A 21493-nucleotide genomic window follows, 5' to 3' on the forward strand; every position below is an offset into this window, starting at 1 on the left:
TTAACATATATATTTTCCTGTAAGTTTTGATAGTGCCTTGCAAAATTTTTCCCAATCATTTGGAAAGGACTGTATGCCGTTACTCTCAAATATATTTCCCTTCGTAATCAGTTTAACGGACCAGGTTATCCCATCCAGTATAATGCCCTGTTGATTATATTCAGGCTGCCATTTCCAGATTTTCAGCCGATATAATTCCTTCTTAAAATCCTCAATGCTGCCTGACACTTTAGGCAATTCATTTCTCTGCGAAAAAGAACTTAAGTGCCATTCAAAGTAAACAAACCGGTCATTGATAAAATCCACTTCAACTTTATACCACGGACCCGGATAGCCTCCGAGGCTGACACTTAATAACACCGGATCTTTATCAGGATCTATTGTCACAATATTATTTTTAATATTAAAAAGCTCTCTTTTCCTGCTTATTACGGATTTAACATGGGATAGTTCAATGGGTTTACCATTTGTATTTTGAAAACGGCTCATCCTGTTCATTTCATCCAGCAATGACGGTATTGATAAAGGGCCTTTCTTCTCTAAAATATCCAGAATGTTTTCAAAAATACTCATAGTCTTATCCTCCATTAACACTTAGCTGCCAACTGTAGATATTAATTTTCGTTTAACAATAAAGGGAGTAAAAAAATGCCTTTACGGTCAGGAACAATTAACACACTTATGTTCTTTTATTTTGCAGTTTTGGGTATTAGCTTGTCTTCTTCCCTAATTACCTTTTTTCTTTATCCGCAAACCTTTTTTTGACCTTTCTATTCCAAATCATGCATATTTTCTCGTTCCTCTTTGCACTCTATGGATTGGGAGGTGCAAAATGGATCCATTAAAGCCAGGAAGCAAACAAATGCCGGATTTTGAAGAACTGGATGATCGAATGATTGCTAAACATACAAATGAACCGATGCTTGTTATTAAGACGAATCTTGATCCAAAGGACTCGACTGAGAACAATCCTTATTACAAAAATAAAGAAAAAACCGATACAAATGAATTTCGGGATTATTTTGAGGAGTAAAAAAATTGTGGAGAAGAAGCATATTTACTAGCTATAATGAGGTTATACAGAGCAAACCGGCTAAGCCTGAATTGCCCAGCCGGTTTGTCCTTTTATTAAAAATTAAAATTGTCAGGATCCGGACCTACTCTGCGATTTTCGTTCAAACCGTTAATTTTGTCCATATCTTCCGCTGAAAGCTCGAAGTCAAAAATATCCGCATTCTCAATAATTCGGTGTTCCTTCACAGATTTCGGGATCGTCACGATTTCATTTTGCAAGTCCCATCTTAAAATTACCTGGGCAGCAGATTTGCTGTATTTCGCAGCAATTTCTTTAAGGGCAGCATTTTCAAGCAGTTCTCCCTGTGCGAGAGGTGACCAAGCTTCGATTTGGATTTCCTGCTTTTTGCAGAATTCCCTTAGCTCCGCTTGGTTTAACAGTGGATGAAGCTCCACCTGGTTGACCATCGGCTTTATTTCTGCATCCTGTAAAAGGTCTTCAAGGTGATGAATATGGAAGTTGCTTACCCCGATTGCTCTTACCTTTTTCTCCTTATAAAGAGTTTCAAGAGCTTTCCATGTTTCTTTATATTTTCCCTTTACTGGCCAATGAATTAGGTAAAGGTCGATATATTCAAGGCCGAGTTTTTCAAGGCTGGTTTCGAATGCCTGGATTGCAGACTCATAACCCTGGTCAGAATTCCAAACCTTTGTAGTAACGAAAAGTTCTTCACGCGGCACGCCAGCTTCTTTTATTGCCAGTCCTACCCCTTCTTCATTTTTATACACAGCAGCCGTATCGATGCTTTTGTAGCCTGCTTTTAAAGCGGCTTTAACAGATTGGACCACTTCATCCCCGTCCTGGACTTTGAAAACGCCAAGCCCAAACCAAGGCATTTTTACGCCGTTGAGTAAGGTTGTTGCTGATTGCAAATTTTCCATTCTTTCACCTCATATCGTCTATTTATTACTGGATAATTTTCTCACATTCCGCTCGTTTATCAAAATTTTTTGCTTTAAAATATTAGGCTCGGTTAAAGCTCATTGTTGATATTGGATAACCCTGTTATTGGAACAGAAGGCGCGAGATCCTCGAAAAGGTTATTCGCATTTCCTTCTTACGGTGTTTATTTAAAGATGCTTATTCAACGTTCATCCGTAGAAGCAAGTAAAGGGAGACCCCACAGGTCCAAGCGGCCGAGGAGGCTCCTGGACAGCCCGGTTCTGCTGAGCTTCTTTAGCGGAAATCAACAGGCCAGTTTAACAGGACAAAATATTAAAAAGCACTGCCATATGAACGGCAATGCTTAAAGGTCAACTGCGAGATCCCTTTTTTCAAGGGAATTTGTTTTAACTTTAACGGCGAACTGATCAAACCCACCAGAAAACTGTTTAGCCCCCAAAGAAAAAGTCCAGTACATTACCCGCAGTAGACGAATTTTTATTATAGAACTCAGAATAACCACAGTTTTTACAATAGACAACAAGAAAGCGGTTATGCTGAATATCAAGCATTTTCGAAAGCCCGCTTCCTGTCATAGCAACTTCTTTTTGACCTGCATCCCTGCTTCCGCATTTAACACAGCCTTTTTTCTCCAAATTATCCACCCCTTTGCATCTCTTTTCTACAATACGTTTAAAACTAAAAATAATTTCGCAAATATTCAAATTGTGATTTATATCACACTTAAGCGAAAATACCTACTATATAATTACAATAAAAAAATGATAATTATAAAGAAAAAGCAGGTGAAGAAATGGTACAGGAATTTAAAACCCTTTTCGAGGAAATTGGCGGTACGGAAACAATTGAAAAGTTAGTGGAAGCATTTTATCCACGGGTCTACGCCGATCCAATATTAAGCCCTCTTTTTGAAGGTGACATAGAGGAAATAAAACAAAAACAGCGCATGTTTCTTACACAGTTTCTTGGAGGGCCACCGCTTTATAGCCAGGAATTCGGGCCCCCTGCTATGAAGCAGCGCCATATGCCTTTTGAAATTTCGCCCAAGAGAGCAGAAAGATGGCTTAGCTGCATGAAAGATGCCTTCAAGGAAACAGGCTTGGATCAGAATTCTGCAGCCGGTCCCTTCTATGACCGTTTAATGCAGGTAGCCGCAATTATGGTTAATAGTTTTGAATAAGAAAAAGACCTTCCTTTAATTTGGAAGGTCTTAAGCCTTTTTAAAGTGATTCGAAATATTCTTTCGCATTTTCTGCTGATTGGAACATTTTCACTTCTGTCACTTCTTTTTCGTCATATGCAACGCCCAGGAACCCATCTGCAAGCTGGAGAATATCTGCAGAAGAAGTATTTTCTTCATCGACTATAACAGTCTCCTCCATTTCAAGCTGACCTTTTTCCGCCCATGACTGAATTTCTGCTGAATAAGTATCTATATTCATCCCCTCATCGATTCGGTCATCCAATTCTGCAACGGACAGAGGTTTCTCTGCCCCTTTTTGGCCCTCAAGGGTATTGTTTTCTTCACTGTTCTTTTCTTCCACATTTACCTCTTCTGAAGCGTTATCTGTTTCTTCGTCTGCCCCGCAAGCAGTCAGCAGCATCACAGCAGAGAATGCATATACCAATTTGCGCATTACATTCAGCTCCTTTTCCTTTTTTCCATTCTAGTATTCTATTACCCCATTTTTTTGGTTGCATTCATAGGAAAAGTACAGCTGTTTGTTTTCTTGCTGGATAAGGGACGGACCTTGCCGCTGCAATTGCGGGTCGTGTCGCGGTTACATCCCTAACAAAATAAGCACCACAACATAGGGTGCTTTCAATCTTCTATTTCTTCCTTAATTCTTCCCTATCAAGTGATTGTGGCGGTTTTTCAAGCCAGCCGTTATCAATCATAATTTTTGCACCATCTTCTGCATACCCTCCAACTTCTGCCATCATTTTCGCATAGCGGGTAGCGAGATCCTTTCTTATGCTTGCTCCAATTGCGATGCCAAAGTCCATAACACCAACAGCGGTGATACTGGCAATTTGAAACATCATTAAACGGTCAGAGAAAGGCGGAATAGTTGAATCTGTTAAAGATCCATCCCAGGTGCTGGGATAAGCAACGTCATCATTTTTTAATACATTGAGAAAATACTCAACATTCTTCAGACTCATTTCGTAGCCTTTTATAAAATAATTGCTAATTTCTTTTTGCTTGGCTACCTGGCTATATGCTAATAACATTGTCTTTGCGATATTAGCTACTTCTATATTTGTTCCTAGATGGGCAATCTCAATCGCGAGCAATTGCCTTTTTTTACCCACTAGTCCTCCCAGAAAATGATAATCCGAAACGTAGTTAACTTTACTTGGATAATTGATATAGGGTGATCGAATGAAATAACCCTTTTCTTCCATTGCATCAGATGCCATGTCAAATAGATTTTCAGTTTGTTCATAGTATTTTTTAAAAAAGCTCCGGATGTCTCTCCTTGCTGATACTGATTTAGCAAGTGAATAGGCATTTAATCCGGTTCTTCCTAGATGGTGCATAAATCTTAAATAAGTTACATCCGAAAACAGCTTGGGGGCATCTTGAACCCAGTCGTTTTCATTAAATCCATTAGGTATGGGGAAATTTTCTTTTTGAAACAAGGAGCTAATGTCTTCTATATGATTCTGGGCAATGGATAAAGCATATTCCAATACAGGCAATACATCAGGATCCTCGTATGTATTTATATAATGCTTAATGCAGCATACCGCTGCTGTGTCTGCTACATAAGTATTCCAAAGCATTGCCATTTCAGATGATATTAATTTGGGAATACTGCTTCCATTCATATTTTCACCAGCCATTTATTTGAAATTATATTTGTATACTATTAATTTTATCTTCTCCTTTAATGAGGGAATTCATTCGCTTAATTGGAAATGTATTCCTGAAAAAAGAACCGGCTTTGTAAGAGCCAGTTCCTCATTTCGTTATGGCAGCTTTAAATCACCCGTTTTTGAGTAGTCTTCCATATGATAGGCAGCAATCCTTTTTGGTGATAAAGCATAGATATGATCACCGATATAAATGAGCCGTTCAATAGTGTTTTCCCACTCCTCATATACCACATCGGTTTCCTGGTAAGTGACTGTCGTTTTCTGTTGAATCCCCTCATTAGCATCTATTCTGTAAACATAAGCTCCTTGGAATTCAAATCTGGATTCGAATTGGCTGCCTTCAACACTTTTGTAAACAGTAATGGGAAAAGCAAACAGATTTTTCTCTTTGTGAAAAAGGAGGGCTTTATGGTCATAATTTAAAGGAGAGTAAGTCCCTCTTCCACCAATTATTTCAGTATCTTTTTCTATTGGGTTATTCATATCGCTAACATCGAAAAGAGATATTTTGACTCCTTCTGTTGTAATAATTGGCTGGTTTCCTGATCCCTTTCCAGACATTACCTTTGTATTATGGCCAAAGCCAATTAGATGATTTTCATCCAAGGGATGCAGATAGTTGCTAAAACCGGGTATTTTGAGTTCACCCATTACCGCTGGTTTTTTAGGATTAGAACCATCGATCACAAAGAGCGGGTCGGTTTCCTTAAAGGTTACCATATAAATCCGATCATTCATGAACCTGGCAGAATATATTCGCTCACCCCTTGCAAGGTCTTCGAGCTGGCCAATCTGCTTTAAATTTTCATCCAAAATATGGAGGTTATTAGATGACGGGTTCCGATTGTCCCAAGCTTGGCCCTTCGTTGTGACTACTCTAAAATTTCCTTTATATTCATCCATGGAAAATTGATTTAGGACTGTACCCTTTACTTCGGCTGTATTTTGAAACTCTACTTTTCCGCCTTTTAAGTTGAATTTATAGATACTGGTGTCTGGGCTGAATACGCGATCTTCTGTAATTGGTTTATAATGATAATTGGAAACAGCCAAATAGAGATTGTTTTTGGACATAAATAGTTCAGTTCCGCTGCCTAAATACGTTGTTATGCCCAAATCGGCTTCTGGGTCTTCCAAATCCATAACGGCTATATTCGTATAGTTTGCATTTCTGGAATTTGGAAAGTATTGAATTTCGTTATAATCGATTGCTTCTAAATCCCTGTTTTTAGAAGTATCGGAGTAGCGCGGGCGCAGGTCTGCATTTTCATTTCTTTCAAGAATCCAAAATTCAGGATAATGGCTTGTAACCATATAAACCTTTCCATCCATTAGTCTCGAAGCAAGCAAACTGCCTTCTATTTCAATCTCCCTTAACCGTTTTGGCTTTTGTTTATTTTGGACATTGTACACGATAGCTTTTGTTGATTGAAAAGCAGGTGCAATCATTAAATCAGCTTCTGCTTTCCCCTGACTTTTAGCCAGCTCCTTATAGCTATGGCCCATGACTACTAATTGGTTTCCTTCCAAAAATAAGTGAGAAGGAGAAAAGGATGAATTAAAAGTAAGCATGGAATCCACTTCCATTTTGTCAGCAGGCACTGCTTTAATAATCTGAACTTTCCCTTCGCTTATTTTATAAATATGATTGCCATTCGTTTTAACCAGGTCAGCTTCATCAATTCCCTGCACTTGAACATTAGTCTCCGAGTAATCCGCCCCGGCTGTATCAGCTCCACTTTTTTCATTGCTGCTTTGCTCGCTTACTGCAAAATCCCTGCCAGAAAAATACTTCTGGCCCTCTTTCAGCAGTTTTAAAAAGTAAGCATTTAACTTTTCCTTTGACCCAATCGTAGGCAGGGTTTCCTTAACCGTAAAAGCAGCTTCAAAGGAACGATTTAAACTTCTGCCTGACTCTGCTTTTATGCGTGTTGTAAAAACTAAAGAATAATGAGGGGAATTCACTTTATACCCATTTTTCGGGGGCTGGACGAGTATGGTTTTTTTGTCCCTGTCCAGTGATACACCGACATGCTGCTTCTTGCCATCTTGATCCAACACATAGACCGTTTGGCTATTAACACTTTGAGCATCCAGTTCTTTTGAAAACTCAACCTCCCAAACTTTATCTTTCAAGACAATGAGTTCTTCACTCTTTCCTGCAAGATCACTGATAATTTTTAGCCGGGTCCCAAAGACAATCGAAACGATTAAAAATAAAATGATCGCCATGCCGCCAATCAAAAGCCATTTTCTTCTCATTTTAGACACCCCTTTAAATCAATTGACGGGTTCGATCTTCCAATTGTTACAATTTCCAATTGATATATTTTCAGAAATTAATGAACTCTTTTGCGAAGAGAGGTAAAATGGAAATTATATTAGGATGGGAAAGAGGTTTTACTGTGCAAGCTGGTGCAAACAAAAATTACGGTTTTTTATTGTTAATATTGGCAAATATGATTTGGGGTGGAAATTTTGTGATTGGCAGAATTGGAGTGGATTATTACCCGCCCCTGCTTTTTTCTCTATTCAGATGGCTGATTGCATTTCTGCTTCTTACTCCATTTATGGTAAAGCCCCTCAAAAAGGATTGGAAGATTCTTTGGCAGCATAAAGCTGTCCTTTTGCTTTTGGCAGTGACAGGGGTGGCAGGCTATAATACGATTATTTATTTTGCCCTGCAATACACAACCTCCATAAATGCATCTGTTGTGAATAGTACAACTCCTCTATTCATTGCAATCTTTGCCATTTTTATTTTAAAAGAAAAGCTTTCATTTCATCAGATTGCCGGAATCATTTTATCTGTTCTCGGAATTTCGTTTATCATTTCAAGGGGATCCATTGATGCTTTTCTTTCATGGAGCATTAACGCAGGAGACCTCTTTGTATTAACTGCAGTTCTTTTGTGGGCAATGTATTCTGTTATTGGGAAGAAATATTCCGGTGTATTGCCAGGGCTTTCGACGTTTTATGTGACTTCATTCCTTGGCATTTTAATATTAGCGCCCTTAAGTTTGATTGAATACAGGCTCTCTGGTGTTGAACCGGCCTTTTCGATTTTTTCGATTGGGATTCTGCTGTATGTCGGCTTTCTGGCCTCCATTGTTGCATTCTTATCATGGAATTATGGAGTTTCAATAATTGGAGCTTCTAAAGCAGGTGTTTTTCTAAATCTTCTACCTGTTTTTGCGACTATTTTTGCGGTTCTATTCACATCAGAATCATTGTATCTATACCAGATAATAGGCGGAGTTATCGTTATTTTCGGTGTATTGCTTTCGTCCAGGATATCTTTTCGAATTAAAAATAAGAATTTTAAGCAGAACAATATTTCCCCATATAAAGCCCAATAAAAAAACTCCCAGCGATTGCTGGGAGCTTTTCTTTCTATATTACCAATCCTGGGTTCTCTCAAGTAAAATATCGATTTCAACTTGTCTGATCATATAGCCAAGATCTTCTTCTGCAATTTCCGATGTGGATTCCAAAATCTGATCAATATCCATTTGCACCAATCTCATAACCAGACCTCCTATTTTAATCAACTTTCTACATAAACAATTTATGTATATTATCTATTTCCTGCTATACTATTCGAGCAGCACTCAACCGCTATGGGGGTAAGCAAAAAAAATATTTTCATACTTATTACCCGCATCCACTATTTGATAAACCAATATGCCGAAAAATTTTTATGTAGTAATTGATGCAAAAATGAATTTGTCACGTACCCTTTCCCGTTTAAATAGTATATAGGGACTGAAGTTTAAAAAATCTTTTACAGGGAATAGTTTCACCAACTATAATTCTTGCTAGAAGGTGCTTATAATGGATGCCAATTTTGATGATTTTGCAAAAGTTTTGGAGTCTGCTCTTGATAAAGGGCAATCAGAGAGTCAAATTACGATTCATGAGTTAGTTGATGATATTAAAAACCAGCTAGAGCCACTAATAAATAAAAAAGAAATCGGCTGAACGCCGATTTCTTTTTTTATTTGCTTATAAACATTTGAGTCCAATAAGACCCGTTTTCTGTATATCCAACTCCTATATGAGTGAATGTTCCATTCAGGATGTTTTTCCGGTGGCCTTCACTGTCCATCCATGCCTGAACGACTTGCTGTGGTGTCTGCTGTCCCATTGCAATATTTTCTCCGGCACTGCTGTAGTTGACACCAAAGTCTCTCATCATGTCAAATGGTGAACCATAAGTAGGACTTGTATGTGAAAAATAATTTTTTTGCTGCATATCATTTGATTTTGCCTGTGCCACATTACTTAATGGATTACTTGCCTTTAAGGCTGAAAGTCCATTCTTTGTTCGTTGTTCATTCGTTAACTCAATGACTTGTGCTTCAAAATTATTGATTTCGTCACCTTGTGCTGCAGGTGCCTGTCCAGTTTCATCCCGCGGCGCTGGTGTTGCCGGCTGCTGTCCGGCAATTCCACCCTGGCCGTATGGCTGCTGGTTAAATTGGTCGGCCCCGGGTTGGCCAGGCGCCATTCCTTGGTCTTGCTGCTCGTTTTCTCCAAATTGGAAAAATGGCAAGCCGCCATCGTTTGTTAATTCGCTGTGGGGGAATTCCTGGCTAGGCATCGCTGTGCTGTAAGAATTCGGGTCAATGGTCAAATAACCGTTATGGACTCTTTGCACTTCAATTGGAGCCTGTCCTCGTCTCTCTCTTTCCACATTCGCATTATTTGTGTTGCTTATTTCCTCCAGCTCATTACCCGTTAAATTTCCATTATCCATCCCTTGCTCTGCATTATTATTGCATGCTGAAAGCAAAAGTACGAAAAATACACCAATAAGAAAGTTTCTGTTAAAGAGCATCTTCATTTTAAGCATATCTCCTTTAAAATTAATTTTACTTTCTTATAATGCGGATTAGTGAAAGAAAATATAGTTGGAAATATAGAGAAAAAGCCTATTTCTCAAGGGGAACTTCAAGTTTTTCGCAGCATATTTTGATGGTAAGGAAAAAAGAGGAGTGATATTTTGAGGCAATATATTATAACAGGAATGAATGGGGCTTCTTATCAGGGGTTTCCGGAGCTTTCTTTTGGGCTTTGGCACCAGCCTGTTCACCATGGGTACCCTTTTCATAGCATTTGGCATCCCAGTCATTATTTTGCCCAACATCATAACTATTCTGCACCTGTATGGCAGGGAAGGCATTAATTGCATTAAAAAACGCATGTTACAGTAATTAACATGCGTTTTTAATGCAATCTCTATCCTAGAATGAGCAATACGATCATGATTAAAGATGGGATCCCATAATATAAAGCATTTTTCCCAAGCACCTCTTTATCTTGCCTGTCTTCCCAGGTTTTATAAACTGAATTTTGCTCACAATACCATTGACCGTTGCTTTTCATTTTCTTCATTCCTTTCTATAAGGATTTTTTGGTCTATACCCTCTTTAGAAAGGATCAAAAGTAAAATTCCTTTTGTTAGTTTATGGCCCTTAGGATGGCTGCAATTGCTTTTTCAATATCGTTTTTTGAAACATCATAATGGGTTACAAAACGTACGGAAGAAGGCCCAAATGTTCCTGCAAGAACACCTTCAGATTTAATTTTTTCAACAAATTTGGACGAATTCATATTAAGGTCTTTAACATCAGCTACAACAATATTGGTATCCACTTGATTTATGATGTGAATTCCATTGATTTGGTTAAGCTGTTCAGCAAGAGATTGGGCGTTTTCGTGATCCTCGGCTAAGCGTTCCCTCATTTGCGTTAATGCTACAAGCCCTGGAGCTGCTATGATACCCGACTGGCGAAGTCCACCACCCAGCCTTTTGCGCCACTTTCTGGCAGAAGCAATAAACTCCCTGCTGCCTGCAAGAATGGAACCAACAGGCGCACCCAATCCTTTGGATAAACATACTTGAACTGTATCACAATATTGAGTGAGCTCGCTCGCTGGCAGATTTAAAGCGGCAGCTGCATTAAACAATCTTGCTCCATCAATATGTACAGGAATGTTACTTCCTTTTGCGATTTTATGTATTTCCTTCATATTTTCAATCGGAACTGCAGCACCGCCAGCCCGATTATGGGTATTTTCAAGGCAGATAAGTCCTGACTCAGGGTAATGCTGATCCTCTTCTCTTATGGCATATTGAACTTCAGCCGGATCCATCGCTCCTCTCGTTCCTTTTATTGTTCTTGTCTGGACACCTGCAAACGCAGAAGCAGCGCCCGTTTCATAGTAAAATATATGGCTTTCTGCTTCAAGTATGATTTCGTTTCCTGGACGGCAGTGCGTCAAAATCGCTATCTGATTTCCCTGCGTACCGCTTGTTACAAATAAGGAAGCTTCCTTTCCCAAAATTTCAGCAGCTGTTTCCTCCAATTTATTTATTGTAGGATCCTCACCGTATACATCATCTCCTACTTCAGCATCATAAGCCGCTTTCCTCATTTCTTCTGTTGGCTTTGTTACTGTATCACTTCGTAAGTCGATCATTTCCTCACCCTGCCATTCATTTTTTTAGTCCATGTTACTTCACTATTCTGTATTTTTCAATAAAAAGGGGTGTTCTGGCACCATGTTGATTGGAGCAGAATGTGCGAGATCCTCGAAAATGCATTCGAATTTCCTTCGTGCAATGTTTATTCGAGGTTGCTTATTCATGGTCCAGTGGGAGAAGCGAGTCAAAGGGAGACCCGCAGGCTTAATGCTTGAGGAGCGCCGGACCGCCCTGGGAAAGCTGGTGCCTGGAGCGGAAACCAACAGGCAATGTTAACAGAGCTAAAAAAAGAAAGAGCCTTTAGCAAGGCCTTCTATTTTTGCTTATTCAAGAAATATAAAAACCAGACAGCATGGTTCTGTTCATCCGCTGATGCCTTTTTTAATGGCTGGATCTGACTTAGACTTATGTTCAGCGATATCCAAATAAAAATCATCGGTATTTTGTTAGTCATGAAACGAAAAATCCAAACCTTCCTTAAATGTTCGGACATTCTTCTGTCATTTTGGGTTCGTGCTGCTTTGCGGTCAGGTTCATATAAATTTGACTGAATTGCTGAAAATGCTTCATCTCCTCTTTTCTGATCTCTAATATTTGATCTCCCCTTTTGCTTTGTTAAAAGCTCCCGCTTTTCAACCCCCATCTCAATGTTCAAAATTTGTTCAAAAATACATTTTTCCTATTAAACCCTTGTTATAAAGGTATTTTGACAAAAATATTTAGCAAACTTAAGGATTACATTTATTTCCTTCTTAGTTTTGTCACACCTTTTCATTTTTCTCTATGTTATTATCATTTACACAGTGTTAACTAGGTTTAACAAAAGGTTTAATGGCTGTTTGGTTTTTCATCAATATATTTTTTTGACATCTTTGTGAAAAACCGCACATTATATGTGAATTATTTAACAATAGCTTTTTTTAACAAAAGGAGATGAAAATCAGATGAAGAAATTTCTGCTCTCTTTAACAGCCTTATTGCCCCTGCTGGTCCTTAGCGGATGCAATATGGTTGTGTTCGAACCCCAGGGCCCTGTTGCAAGAAGCATTACTGATTTAATAAACTGGTCCCTGATCTGGATGCTTCTCGTGGTTGTAGTCGTGTTTGGATTATTTGGCTACATTGTTTGGAAATACCGTGAACGGCCTGAAAATATGGAGTATGAACCGCCGGAGGAACATGGCAGCACACTCCTTGAAATTATTTGGACAGGAATTCCGATCTTAATTGTTATCGCCCTAACTATCCCTACAGTTAAAACTCTTTATGCTCTTGAAGAAGTGCCTAAAGGCTATGAAGAAAAAGAGCCTATTACGATACATGTCACATCCGCTGACTGGAAATGGATTTTCAGTTATCCGGAAGAAGGAATTGAGACGGTTAACTATGTCAATATTCCGGAAGATACTCCCGTTTTGTTCAAACTGACATCAGCTAGTACTATGCAGTCATTCTGGGTGCCTGCTTTAGGAGGCCAGAAGTATACGATGCCGAAAATGGAAACAGAAATGTATCTAATTGCGGATAACCCTGGGTCCTATGAAGGGCAAAATACAAACTTTAATGGCCGAGGTTATGCGGATATGAAGTTTGAAGTGCTTGCACAAACCCATGATGAATTTGACCAATGGGTTGATGAAGTAAAAGAAAAAGCTCCAGAATTAACGGAAAAGGAGTATGAGGATCTGCTCAAGCCTACCCATCTTGGTAGATTGACTTTTTCCAATACTCACCTCTCTTGGGTCAACCACGCCGATCCAGGTTCTAAAGCTTATACAAATCCGGAGCTTTATAGAGGCCATGGGTATCAAGGTAAGACCTTTGAAGAGGAAGATAATTATAAATCCGAAGAAATCAACGAGAATGATAAACATGGTCATGATGAAAATATAGAAAATAATGAAAACCATGGAGGTGGCCATGATGGGCATTAAATGGGATGAACTATTAATTACGGGTGACCCTTTAATACTAGGATCACAGATTGCTATTCTCCTAACGATGATCGGGATCGTTGGCGGGATCACTTATTTAAAAAAATGGAGATGGCTATGGACAGAATGGCTTACAACTGTCGATCATAAAAGAATCGGTATTATGTACATTATCGCTGCTGTTTTGATGTTCTTCCGTGGAGGAATTGACGGGCTGATGATGAAAGCCCAAACGGCCAGACCGGAAATGGAATTTCTAAATGCACAGCACTACAATGAAGTATTTACCACGCATGGCGTAATCATGATCCTTTTCATGGCAATGCCTCTTTTGATCGGAATAATGAACGTCATTATTCCACTGCAAATTGGCGCCAGAGATGTTGCTTTTCCGCAATTGAATGCTTTAAGTTTCTGGTTATTCTTCAGCGGTGCAATGCTGTTTAACATTTCATTTGTTATTGGGGGATCCCCTGATGCGGGATGGACTTCGTACTTCCCTCTTGCAGGAAAAGAGTTTAGTCCCAGCATAGCAAATAACTATTATGCAATTGCCCTGCAGATTGCCGGCATCGGAACGCTGATTTCGGGAATTAACTTCGTGGTAACAATTTTAAAAATGCGGACAAAGGGCATGACTTTAATGAAAATGCCGATGTTCACATGGACATCATTTATTGCATCAGTAATTATCGTGGCTGCTTTCCCGATCCTTACGGTTGCACTTGCCCTGATGACAACTGACCGACTTTACGGAACACATTTCTTTACGGTTTCTGGCGGAGGTATGGATATGCTTTGGGCCAATTTATTTTGGCTTTGGGGACATCCTGAAGTATATATCCTCATCCTTCCGGCATTTGGTATATATTCAGAGATCTTTGCCACTTTTTCACGTAAATCACTATTTGGCTACAAATCTATGATTCTCTCGATCGTGGCCATTGCTATTTTAAGTATGGTTGTCTGGGTTCACCATTTTTACACGATGGGTTCAGGCCCCGCGGTTAACTCCATTTTCTCTATTACAACGATGGCGATTGCCGTACCAACCGGAATAAAAATATTTAACTGGCTATTTACAATGCGAAAAGGCCGGATCAAGATGACAACCCCGATGTTATGGGCTCTAGCCTTTATTCCTTGCTTTATCATCGGGGGTGTTACTGGGGTAATGCTAGGAATGGGTGCAGCAGATTTCCAATACCATAACACACTCTTCCTTGTTGCCCACTTCCATTACACCATTATTCCCGGTGTTGTGTTTGCTGTATTTGCGGCTCTCTACTATTGGTGGCCTAAAATGTTCGGCTTTATGTTGAATGAAAAAATCGGCAAGTGGCATTTCTGGTTATTTGTAATTGGTTTCAACGTAACCTTTATGCCAATGTTTTTCCTTGGTTTAGACGGAGCTGTTAGACGCTCTTACACATATTCCGTTGAATCAGGATTTGCACCATTATTTTTATTATCTGCTATTGGATCAGCTATTTTGGCTCTAGGTTTTGCTGCCTTCTGTTATAACATTTACTGGAGTGCAAGATATGCAGATCGCAAAATTTCCAGTGATCCATGGGATGCAAGAACACTTGAGTGGTCAACTGCTTCTCCGGTCCAATTCTATAATTTTGCTAAACAGCCGGAAGTAACAACCCTTGATCCATTCTGGCATATGAAGAAAAAGAATGAAGGCTTAACATTAAAGGATAGCGAGATTGAAGAAATTCACATGCCAAGCAATTCCGGACTCCCTATTTTCATGGGTGCAGTATTCAGTGTTGCCGGATTCTTCCTTGTATTTGAATGGCATATTGCAGCCGTCATTGCTGCGATAGGCATAATTGCCGGACTGATTATTCGTTCCTTTGATTATGATGAAGGATATCATGTAAAGAAAGATGAGATCAAAAAGATAGAAAGCACTTGGAGAAATGTTGAAGGAGAGGTGCATAATGATGTCAGCTAATGTAGATACAACGCTGCCCCTTGAATACCAAACAGAACAAAACCGCTTGAATATACTCGGTTTTTGGATTTTCCTTGGTGCAGAGATTATTCTGTTCGCCACTCTGTTTGGTGTGTACGGAGTCCTTTATGAGCGCTATGCTGGAGGTCCAACACATAAAGATATTTTTGTTATCAAGGATGTAATGATACAAACCCTTCTCCTTTTAACGAGCAGCTTTACGATGGGGCTGGCCATCTTTGAAATGCGCCAGCATAATCTGAAAAGGCTGATTACTTGGCTAATAATTACACTCGTACTTGGCGCTGGCTTCCTATTCATGGAGATTAACGAATTTATCCATTACGTGCATGAAGGTGCAACAATGCAGACAAGTGCTTTTCTTTCAAGTCTTTTTGTTCTGCTCGGCACTCATGGTGCGCACGTCACACTTGGTATCGGCTGGGCCATCATGGTCATTATTCAGCTGGCCAAACGAGGACTAACACCAGTTACCGCACGCAAAACCTTTATTATTGGTCTGTATTGGCACTTTCTAGATGTAGTATGGATCTTTATTTTCACATTTGTATATTTAAAAGGGTTGGTGGGCTAAATGGAAAAGATCAGGAAAGGTTTCCCTTTAAGTCATGTGATTGGTTTTGTTTTCTCACTTATACTCACTTTCGGTGCAGCAGGAATTGCTTTAAAAACAGACTTATCGTTTAAGGTGATTATGTGGATCATCGGCTCCCTGGCTATCATGCAAGCAGGAATACAGCTTTTCATGTTCATGCATTTGCGTGAAGGCGAAGACGGCAAAACGAACGTCCTTAATATCTTTTACGGCGTTTTCATGGCTGTAGTTATTGTGGCAGGGTCGATTTGGGTTTTGAGCTCAGGCCATGCCCACTAAAATCTTATTATAAAAATGGAAAACCGGTTCTCATTAGGGAGCCGGTTTTTAATTTTGTTTTATATCATCATTCAGAACATGAATTTAGCAGCTATTTAATCCCCTTGCTTCCTTCCGCCATCTCTTCCATTAAATTAATAAATAGGCCAAAGCCGAAGAGCAGCATGGAAGACACCATAACGCTTAATCCTATTGAAAAGATGTATTCCCCATTGATACCGCTTACAAAAAAACTGGCTATAATGACTGTAAACCCAATCAATAAACCTGAACCTGTCATATTTTTAAAAAAGAGCATAACTTTTAGCTGTTTTTCACTCATCATTCTCATCCCCTTTTACTAAATATTCTATCTTTGTTCACAAAATTGTCAAACTTTTTTGTCACAAAATTGTCAAAAAGGTTTATGCAAAGAAAAAACGTCTTGCTATCTGCAAAACGCTTTCTTCTTCTATTGATATAGTTTTTTGATTTGTTCAAGATCTTTTTTAAGACTGCAGATTTCCTGGCGGGTCAGCATAAGCGGCATTTGATCATACAACGTGATGATTTGCCCATCCTCATCATCTTCATGAAGTAATAAGTATCGATATAAATTTTCACACTGAACTTTATTAAGGACAGATTGGGTGTTGAAGTTTTTAACTTTATGAATTTCAAAAGCACTCGCTTCCGCGTCATACACACCCGAAATAATGCTTCCTTGCAAGGTATTAGACAAGGCAATCACTCCCTTTTTGAGTAATATACCCAATTTTAAGGAGTTCTTTACCCGTATTAATGAAAAACCTCTTCGGATGATGATCCAAAGAGGTCCTATCGTTAAGAAGCCCGTTTTTGTGTTGTTCTAAGGGCTAACCTTGGGGCCGAAGAAATTAATAATACTGCCACGATGGAACATAATATGGCTGCTCCAAGCATGGTTGCACCATTCGCCAGGAAGGAAAACAGAACTGGTGACATTCCCTCTGGTGCATAGCTTCCGAAAAAGATTACACCCGCAATAAAATGCCAGAAATAGCGGGCAAAGCTGCCTGCAAAAATGGCCAATACAATCCAGCCCATTGCCTTTTTCTTGTTTCCATTGCGCAATTGTTTTTGGATTGGAAGATAAAACAAACCAGCACATCCTATAAAAGCAAAGGCAACAAAGTATTCAATAAAAGCTTGCAGCGGTGTAGCAATCCATGCATCTCCCATCGCGATCTGCAGGATTCCCCATAATAAGCCTGCAATAAAGCTTGCTTTGAAACCCCATCTGAATGCCAGTATAAAAATAGGAATCATGGCAGCAGAGATAGATATCGATGGCGAAAGTTTAATAGATGGCAGGAAATCCAGAATAATCGCAAATGCTGCGAAAAATGATGCTTCTATCATGGCTGCCAAACTTAATTTTTTCATAAAAAAATCCCCCTTCAAAAGTATGATGATACCCCAAGGGAGAATAAGCAGGCAGAATGATCCCCTCTGCCTTTTATTCCACATTCCTGCGCTAGCATTATCTAACAGGTTCAAAGGGTCAGAACAGCAAATGTTCACTCTCAGCAAAATGCTCCCCTTGTGGCAACGTTATCAAATTATTCCATTTTATTATATATTGTTTTCTAATCTATGAAAAGTGTTATTTACCTTCTTCAAATAGCTTTTGCTCATCCCATTTGCCATATCGATAATAAATAAAAGCAATCACACTGCTGATGGCAAAGCTGACACCCATGCCGGCAGCGATCCCTTTCTCCCCCATGAACTTTGAAAAGAGATAGGTCAAAGGATAGCGCAGAACCCAGAAAGAAATGATGTTGAGCACCAGCACCTGAAACATTGCTCCAGAAGCCCTTACAATCCCATTCAGGATAAAATTAATGCCAAGCAATGGATAAAAAAACGCAATCATTTTTAGATATTCGGTTCCGTATTCCAGCGCTTCTTTGTCCTGGATAAACAGGTTGACTCCATATTCAGCCAACAATACTGTCAGCAATGCGATGATAAGCATAAATGCAAGATTATAAATCACTCCGTAAAGAGCAATTTTATGAACCCGATTCCATTCATTACCGCCAATATTCTGCCCTGCCATACTGTTCACAGCTGTCCCCAAAGCCATAGCAGGGAGCATTATGATGCTGTCAATCCGCTGTGCTGCACCAAATCCGGCAACCACGTCTCCCCCAAACGATGTGACAACACTCATAATGGCCATGACCCCAGCTGAAATAACGGTCATTTGCAGACCAGATGGAATGCCCAGTTTGAAAATTAAAGAAGCCTCTTCCTTCTGCGGCCATGAAGGCATGGTGAATGGAGCCAGATTTTTGCGGAGAATAAGAGCCGTTCCGGCCAGGAATGCAATTCCCTGTGAAACGATTGTCGCGTAGGCTGCTCCTTCAATTCCAAGGTTGAATGTCCAGATGAAAAGCGGGTCCAAAATCGCATTAAGAATCACCGCAATCAACACAAAAATTAAGGGAGTTTTACTGTCTCCCAGAGCACGAAGCACAGTGCCGATAAAATTATAGCCAAATAAAAACAGAATGCCGAGAAAATTAATTTGCAGATAAGATGCAGCGTCTGAAATCATTCCCATGGGGGTTCCCATGAAAGCCAATATTTTTTCGGAAAATAAAAATCCTGCCAAGCCGAGTCCAATGGATAAGACTGTTAAAATCACGACGAAGGCATTTAAATATCTCTTAAGCCCCTTTTCATTGTCTCCTCCCTTTTGCTGAGACAAAATGGTCAAAGCAGCATTGTTAATCCCGATAATAAATGAAAGCACAGTAAATATAACAGTCCCTGAAACCGCAATGGCCCCCAAAGCATTCGCCCCAAGCAAATTTCCAACCCACAGGCTATCAATAAACTGATAGGACACCTGCAGCAAATTTGTCAGCATGATGGGAGCCGAAAAAATAAGGAGCTGTTTAAATATATTCCCTTTTGTAAAATCCTGCTGATTCATTCCAACACCTTTTTCTTATTATAAATTAATAAGTACTATTATTAATGATTTTCCTTTTAATTTCCAATCATATGAATCTAGGAGGCGATTTCCATTTAAAATGACATAATAATGTTAGAGGTTGATGCAATTCGGCGTCTGGAAGAAGCGGATAGATGTAGGAAAGGCGCATAAAGGGGCTTGATAGCATTTCCGAATTTCGAGGAGGGAATTTAGTGTTGGGAATCTTTAATTCAGCATAGGGACTGATCATAAAAAATAGAGTTTGACGCGGGTACATACTTGGAATGTAGTTCATCTAATTGTGTACATCCCTTTGTCACACATCTTTCACAAATATGCATCCTCGTAAGCCTGTTATAGGACACTTGTGCGGCAAAATATTATTTTTCCATAATTTACAACGTTTAAAAAGCGTAAAAGCCTATAAATAACTTTTCTTTTTCCTTATAATGAGAATATGTTCAATAAGGAGGGAATTAGTTGAAATCACGTTTACAGAAACCTTCAACGATTGTTTTGCTTTTATTGGTGGTCACGGTGATTTTGGCAGCGGTTATTTGGACCGTACAAGCAGGAAATAAGGATGTGACAGTCCCGTTTTCTTCTGTGGAAAAGCTTATTGCCTCCCAGGATGGAAAGACTGTTGCAATACAGGAATATAAAAACGGCAAGCTACTAATTACTGCCCCTGATGGAGAGTATATTTCACATGTGCCTCCTAACAGCGAAATGGTTGATAAATTAGTAGAAGCCTATAATATACAATATACTTTCGCAACAACAGGCCCGTATACGCCTTGGATTCTTGGCGGAGTGGTCTTATTATTCATAGCCATCGGAATTTACCTATTTAAATCAGGAAAAGGCGGAATGGGCGCTACAAATACTATGAAGCAAAGTGTTTCAAAGCCAAAGCCCCTTCCTTCCATTTCACTTGAAGATGTAGGCGGCATCCAGGAAGAAATGAAAGAGGAAATCATGCAGACTCTTTCTATTTTAAAAGAGCCTGAACGTTCGCTGAAAATGGGGATTAAACCACCAAAGGGCATTCTTTTATACGGACCTCCGGGAACAGGGAAAACTTTGCTGGCACAGGCAATTGCCAAGGAACTTGGCGCAACGTTCTTCTCAACCAGCGGTTCCGGCTTTAATGAATTATTTGTCGGTGTTGGAGCTTCTCGTGTAAGAAACCTTTTTCAAAATGCCAGAAAGTATGCACCTGCTGTTGTCTTTATCGATGAAGTAGATGCACTTGCGGGCCGCAGAAAGCAGCATGGCGGAGAAGAAAGCGAAAAAACATTGACCGAACTTCTTGTCCAGCTTGATGGCGGACATTCCAATGACGGGATTTTGTTCATTGCAGCAACAAACCGAAAAGATATGCTGGACGAAGCATTCCTTCGCCCTGGACGTATTGATTTCTCCTTTAATGTCCCGCTTCCTGATACAAAGGGCCGAAGAGAGATTATCAATATCCATACGAGAAATAGATTGCTGGCTGAAGATGTCATGACGACTCTTGGTGATTTAGCTGAAAGCACTTCAGGCTTCTCGGGAGCTGATCTACATTCTCTTTTTGAAACTGCAAGTCGAAGAGCGGTACGAAATGGCCAGGAAATTATCTCAAAAGAAGATTTGGATTATGCTCTTGACCGCACGATTCTTGGTACCACTACCCGTGCCCTGCAGGATGCAGGAACTAAGCAGCGTGTGGCGATCCATGAAGCTGGCCACGCATTGGTTGCAGCTTTGACAAAGCCGGGTTCTGTTCGTAAAGCAACCATTATCCCACGTGGTGAAGCGCTTGGATATGTAGCTCCTATTCAAAAGGAACTTCATCTTTCCACAACGAGCGAGCTGCTCGATCAAGTAGCCATGATTCTTGCAGGCGGTGTAGCCGAAAGATTAATTCTCGGTGAGCACAGCATCGGAGTCAGCGGCGACGTTAAGCAAGCTAAGCATATTATCGAGCAAATGGTCGATACAGGCCTGCTGGATAACGGCTTCGAGCTTACTTTTAATAAAGGACAAAAAGAAGCCAAGATGCAGGATCTATTCCAAAAAGCCTTGGAAAGATGCGAATTGCTAATTGCAAACCATCAGCCACAGTTTGAAAATCTTGTAGAAGCTCTTCTTGAAAAAGAGACCTTGGAAGGTACAGAGGTTCAGGAGATTGTGGGAGAATTGAATGTTGATATGGTTGTAGCTTAAAAGTGAAGCCGGCCCTGAATGGGGGCCGGCTTTGTTATTATTAAGGGATACATGTTTCGCGGCATTATTCTTTGTTCATTTAAAGTTTTTAAATCGAGTGGTTTTTCACATCAATGTTACCTCTTTCTTTGAAGGATGGTATCAAAATTAGGGAGAATATCGACGAAA

23 protein-coding genes and 1 riboswitch are annotated in these 21493 nt (G+C 39.8%); of the genes, 9 read left to right on the plus strand and 14 right to left on the minus strand.

Annotated elements, in window-relative coordinates:
• Complete coding sequence (locus DFO73_RS00270; protein WP_110062801.1) at window positions 1-573, minus strand: hypothetical protein; 573 nt, start codon at window positions 571-573, stop codon at window positions 1-3.
• A gap of 259 nt (window positions 574-832) precedes the next feature.
• Between DFO73_RS00270 and DFO73_RS00275 the strand changes: the two genes are divergently transcribed.
• Window positions 833-1033: a hypothetical protein gene (locus tag DFO73_RS00275; protein ID WP_110062802.1), complete on the plus strand. Its 201-nt coding sequence runs from the start codon at window positions 833-835 to the stop codon at window positions 1031-1033.
• Window positions 1034-1128: 95 nt separating this feature from the next.
• On the opposite strand, the gene DFO73_RS00280 is transcribed toward DFO73_RS00275, so the two are convergent.
• Together DFO73_RS00280 and DFO73_RS00285 are read right to left on the minus strand one after the other, a co-directional pair.
• Complete coding sequence (locus tag DFO73_RS00280) at window positions 1129-1956, minus strand: aldo/keto reductase (RefSeq protein WP_110062803.1); 828 nt, start codon at window positions 1954-1956, stop codon at window positions 1129-1131.
• Between the two features lie 450 nt (window positions 1957-2406).
• A complete protein-coding gene (locus DFO73_RS00285; RefSeq protein ID WP_110062804.1) occupies window positions 2407-2613 on the minus strand; it encodes a zinc ribbon domain-containing protein in 207 nt (68 codons plus the stop codon).
• A 158-nt stretch (window positions 2614-2771) separates the two neighbouring features.
• Here DFO73_RS00285 and DFO73_RS00290 point away from each other — a divergent pair, with 158 nt between their 5' ends.
• Window positions 2772-3158 (plus strand): globin domain-containing protein, encoded by a 387-nt coding sequence (locus DFO73_RS00290; protein WP_110062805.1) that lies wholly within the window; start codon window positions 2772-2774, stop codon window positions 3156-3158.
• 40 nt (window positions 3159-3198) lie between these two features.
• Here the strand turns inward: DFO73_RS00290 and DFO73_RS00295 are convergent, their stop codons facing one another.
• From DFO73_RS00295 to DFO73_RS00305, 3 genes are all read right to left on the minus strand, one after another.
• Complete coding sequence (locus DFO73_RS00295) at window positions 3199-3615, minus strand: hypothetical protein (RefSeq protein WP_110062806.1); 417 nt, start codon at window positions 3613-3615, stop codon at window positions 3199-3201.
• 193 nt (window positions 3616-3808) lie between these two features.
• Entirely contained in the window at window positions 3809-4813 is a 1005-nt protein-coding gene (locus DFO73_RS00300; protein ID WP_110062807.1) for a DUF3231 family protein, read from the minus strand.
• 141 nt (window positions 4814-4954) lie between these two features.
• Window positions 4955-7123 carry a beta-propeller domain-containing protein gene (locus DFO73_RS00305; RefSeq protein WP_110062808.1) on the minus strand — a complete coding sequence of 723 codons (2169 nt, stop codon included), beginning with the start codon at window positions 7121-7123 and terminating at the stop codon, window positions 4955-4957.
• A gap of 107 nt (window positions 7124-7230) precedes the next feature.
• On the opposite strand from DFO73_RS00305, the gene DFO73_RS00310 reads away from it, so the two are divergent.
• Entirely contained in the window at window positions 7231-8220 is a 990-nt protein-coding gene (locus tag DFO73_RS00310; protein ID WP_258309118.1) for a DMT family transporter, read from the plus strand.
• Between the two features lie 39 nt (window positions 8221-8259).
• On the opposite strand, the gene DFO73_RS29055 is transcribed toward DFO73_RS00310, so the two are convergent.
• On the minus strand, window positions 8260-8388 hold the full coding sequence (locus DFO73_RS29055; protein ID WP_258309119.1) for a hypothetical protein: 129 nt from the start codon (window positions 8386-8388) through the stop codon (window positions 8260-8262).
• A gap of 307 nt (window positions 8389-8695) precedes the next feature.
• On the opposite strand from DFO73_RS29055, the gene DFO73_RS28335 reads away from it, so the two are divergent.
• Window positions 8696-8842 (plus strand): hypothetical protein, encoded by a 147-nt coding sequence (locus DFO73_RS28335; protein WP_181395863.1) that lies wholly within the window; start codon window positions 8696-8698, stop codon window positions 8840-8842.
• Window positions 8843-8858: 16 nt separating this feature from the next.
• Here the strand turns inward: DFO73_RS28335 and DFO73_RS00315 are convergent, their stop codons facing one another.
• The 3 genes from DFO73_RS00315 to ltaE all read right to left on the minus strand — a co-directional run bounded on the left by DFO73_RS00315 (window position 8859) and on the right by ltaE (window position 11347).
• The gene (locus DFO73_RS00315) at window positions 8859-9707 is read right to left on the minus strand and encodes a CAP domain-containing protein (RefSeq protein ID WP_258309120.1); all 849 of its coding nucleotides are present in this window, start codon (window positions 9705-9707) and stop codon (window positions 8859-8861) included.
• Between the two features lie 395 nt (window positions 9708-10102).
• Window positions 10103-10249, minus strand: coding sequence for a hypothetical protein (locus DFO73_RS28340; RefSeq protein ID WP_181395864.1), 147 nt, complete (start codon window positions 10247-10249; stop codon window positions 10103-10105).
• Between the two features lie 75 nt (window positions 10250-10324).
• On the minus strand, window positions 10325-11347 hold the full coding sequence (ltaE, locus tag DFO73_RS00325) for a low-specificity L-threonine aldolase (RefSeq protein ID WP_110062810.1): 1023 nt from the start codon (window positions 11345-11347) through the stop codon (window positions 10325-10327).
• A 948-nt stretch (window positions 11348-12295) separates the two neighbouring features.
• On the opposite strand from ltaE, the gene qoxA reads away from it, so the two are divergent.
• Genes qoxA through qoxD form a run of 4 tightly spaced genes read left to right on the plus strand, consistent with a single transcriptional unit; the run spans window position 12296 to window position 16146 of the window.
• Window positions 12296-13285, plus strand: coding sequence for a cytochrome aa3 quinol oxidase subunit II (gene qoxA, locus DFO73_RS00340; RefSeq protein ID WP_110062812.1), 990 nt, complete (start codon window positions 12296-12298; stop codon window positions 13283-13285).
• The gene (qoxB, locus tag DFO73_RS00345) at window positions 13275-15251 is read left to right on the plus strand and encodes a cytochrome aa3 quinol oxidase subunit I (protein WP_110062813.1); all 1977 of its coding nucleotides are present in this window, start codon (window positions 13275-13277) and stop codon (window positions 15249-15251) included. Before qoxA ends, qoxB begins: the two co-directional genes overlap by 11 nt.
• Window positions 15241-15846, plus strand: coding sequence for a cytochrome aa3 quinol oxidase subunit III (gene qoxC / locus DFO73_RS00350; RefSeq protein ID WP_110063510.1), 606 nt, complete (start codon window positions 15241-15243; stop codon window positions 15844-15846). Before qoxB ends, qoxC begins: the two co-directional genes overlap by 11 nt.
• Window positions 15847-16146 (plus strand): cytochrome aa3 quinol oxidase subunit IV, encoded by a 300-nt coding sequence (gene qoxD / locus DFO73_RS00355; RefSeq protein WP_110062814.1) that lies wholly within the window; start codon window positions 15847-15849, stop codon window positions 16144-16146.
• Window positions 16147-16237: 91 nt separating this feature from the next.
• Here qoxD and DFO73_RS00360 read toward each other — a convergent pair whose 3' ends face one another.
• The 4 genes from DFO73_RS00360 to DFO73_RS00375 all read right to left on the minus strand — a co-directional run bounded on the left by DFO73_RS00360 (window position 16238) and on the right by DFO73_RS00375 (window position 19111).
• Window positions 16238-16471 (minus strand): hypothetical protein, encoded by a 234-nt coding sequence (locus DFO73_RS00360; RefSeq protein ID WP_258309121.1) that lies wholly within the window; start codon window positions 16469-16471, stop codon window positions 16238-16240.
• Window positions 16472-16597: 126 nt separating this feature from the next.
• Window positions 16598-16867 (minus strand): hypothetical protein, encoded by a 270-nt coding sequence (locus tag DFO73_RS00365; RefSeq protein WP_110062816.1) that lies wholly within the window; start codon window positions 16865-16867, stop codon window positions 16598-16600.
• Between the two features lie 101 nt (window positions 16868-16968).
• Window positions 16969-17550: an energy-coupled thiamine transporter ThiT gene (gene thiT / locus DFO73_RS00370; protein ID WP_110062817.1), complete on the minus strand. Its 582-nt coding sequence runs from the start codon at window positions 17548-17550 to the stop codon at window positions 16969-16971.
• A 66-nt stretch (window positions 17551-17616) separates the two neighbouring features.
• Window positions 17617-17718, minus strand: a riboswitch (TPP riboswitch).
• A 52-nt stretch (window positions 17719-17770) separates the two neighbouring features.
• On the minus strand, window positions 17771-19111 hold the full coding sequence (locus tag DFO73_RS00375; protein ID WP_110062818.1) for an MATE family efflux transporter: 1341 nt from the start codon (window positions 19109-19111) through the stop codon (window positions 17771-17773).
• A gap of 483 nt (window positions 19112-19594) precedes the next feature.
• On the opposite strand from DFO73_RS00375, the gene DFO73_RS00380 reads away from it, so the two are divergent.
• Window positions 19595-21325, plus strand: coding sequence for an AAA family ATPase (locus DFO73_RS00380; protein WP_110062819.1), 1731 nt, complete (start codon window positions 19595-19597; stop codon window positions 21323-21325).
• Window positions 21326-21493: the final 168 nt, after the last annotated feature.

The organism is Cytobacillus oceanisediminis, from assembly GCF_003182355.1.
Classification (GTDB): Bacteria; Bacillota; Bacilli; order Bacillales; family Cytobacillaceae; genus Cytobacillus; species Cytobacillus oceanisediminis_A.

Coding starts and splice junctions, on each gene's coding strand:
- DFO73_RS00270 (WP_110062801.1), bottom strand. CDS start 573: ATGAGTATTTTTGAAAACATTCTGGATATTTTAGAGAAGAAAGGCCCT.
- DFO73_RS00275 (WP_110062802.1), top strand. CDS start 833: ATGGATCCATTAAAGCCAGGAAGCAAACAAATGCCGGATTTTGAAGAA.
- DFO73_RS00280 (WP_110062803.1), bottom strand. CDS start 1,956: ATGGAAAATTTGCAATCAGCAACAACCTTACTCAACGGCGTAAAAATG.
- DFO73_RS00290 (WP_110062805.1), top strand. CDS start 2,772: ATGGTACAGGAATTTAAAACCCTTTTCGAGGAAATTGGCGGTACGGAA.
- DFO73_RS00295 (WP_110062806.1), bottom strand. CDS start 3,615: ATGCGCAAATTGGTATATGCATTCTCTGCTGTGATGCTGCTGACTGCT.
- DFO73_RS00300 (WP_110062807.1), bottom strand. CDS start 4,813: ATGAATGGAAGCAGTATTCCCAAATTAATATCATCTGAAATGGCAATG.
- DFO73_RS00305 (WP_110062808.1), bottom strand. CDS start 7,123: ATGAGAAGAAAATGGCTTTTGATTGGCGGCATGGCGATCATTTTATTT.
- DFO73_RS00310 (WP_258309118.1), top strand. CDS start 7,231: ATGGAAATTATATTAGGATGGGAAAGAGGTTTTACTGTGCAAGCTGGT.
- DFO73_RS29055 (WP_258309119.1), bottom strand. CDS start 8,388: ATGAGATTGGTGCAAATGGATATTGATCAGATTTTGGAATCCACATCG.
- DFO73_RS28335 (WP_181395863.1), top strand. CDS start 8,696: ATGGATGCCAATTTTGATGATTTTGCAAAAGTTTTGGAGTCTGCTCTT.
- DFO73_RS00315 (WP_258309120.1), bottom strand. CDS start 9,707: ATGAAGATGCTCTTTAACAGAAACTTTCTTATTGGTGTATTTTTCGTA.
- DFO73_RS28340 (WP_181395864.1), bottom strand. CDS start 10,249: ATGAAAAGCAACGGTCAATGGTATTGTGAGCAAAATTCAGTTTATAAA.
- ltaE (WP_110062810.1), bottom strand. CDS start 11,347: ATGATCGACTTACGAAGTGATACAGTAACAAAGCCAACAGAAGAAATG.
- qoxA (WP_110062812.1), top strand. CDS start 12,296: ATGAAGAAATTTCTGCTCTCTTTAACAGCCTTATTGCCCCTGCTGGTC.
- qoxB (WP_110062813.1), top strand. CDS start 13,275: ATGGGCATTAAATGGGATGAACTATTAATTACGGGTGACCCTTTAATA.
- qoxC (WP_110063510.1), top strand. CDS start 15,241: ATGTCAGCTAATGTAGATACAACGCTGCCCCTTGAATACCAAACAGAA.
- qoxD (WP_110062814.1), top strand. CDS start 15,847: ATGGAAAAGATCAGGAAAGGTTTCCCTTTAAGTCATGTGATTGGTTTT.
- DFO73_RS00360 (WP_258309121.1), bottom strand. CDS start 16,471: ATGATGAGTGAAAAACAGCTAAAAGTTATGCTCTTTTTTAAAAATATG.
- thiT (WP_110062817.1), bottom strand. CDS start 17,550: ATGAAAAAATTAAGTTTGGCAGCCATGATAGAAGCATCATTTTTCGCA.
- DFO73_RS00375 (WP_110062818.1), bottom strand. CDS start 19,111: ATGAATCAGCAGGATTTTACAAAAGGGAATATATTTAAACAGCTCCTT.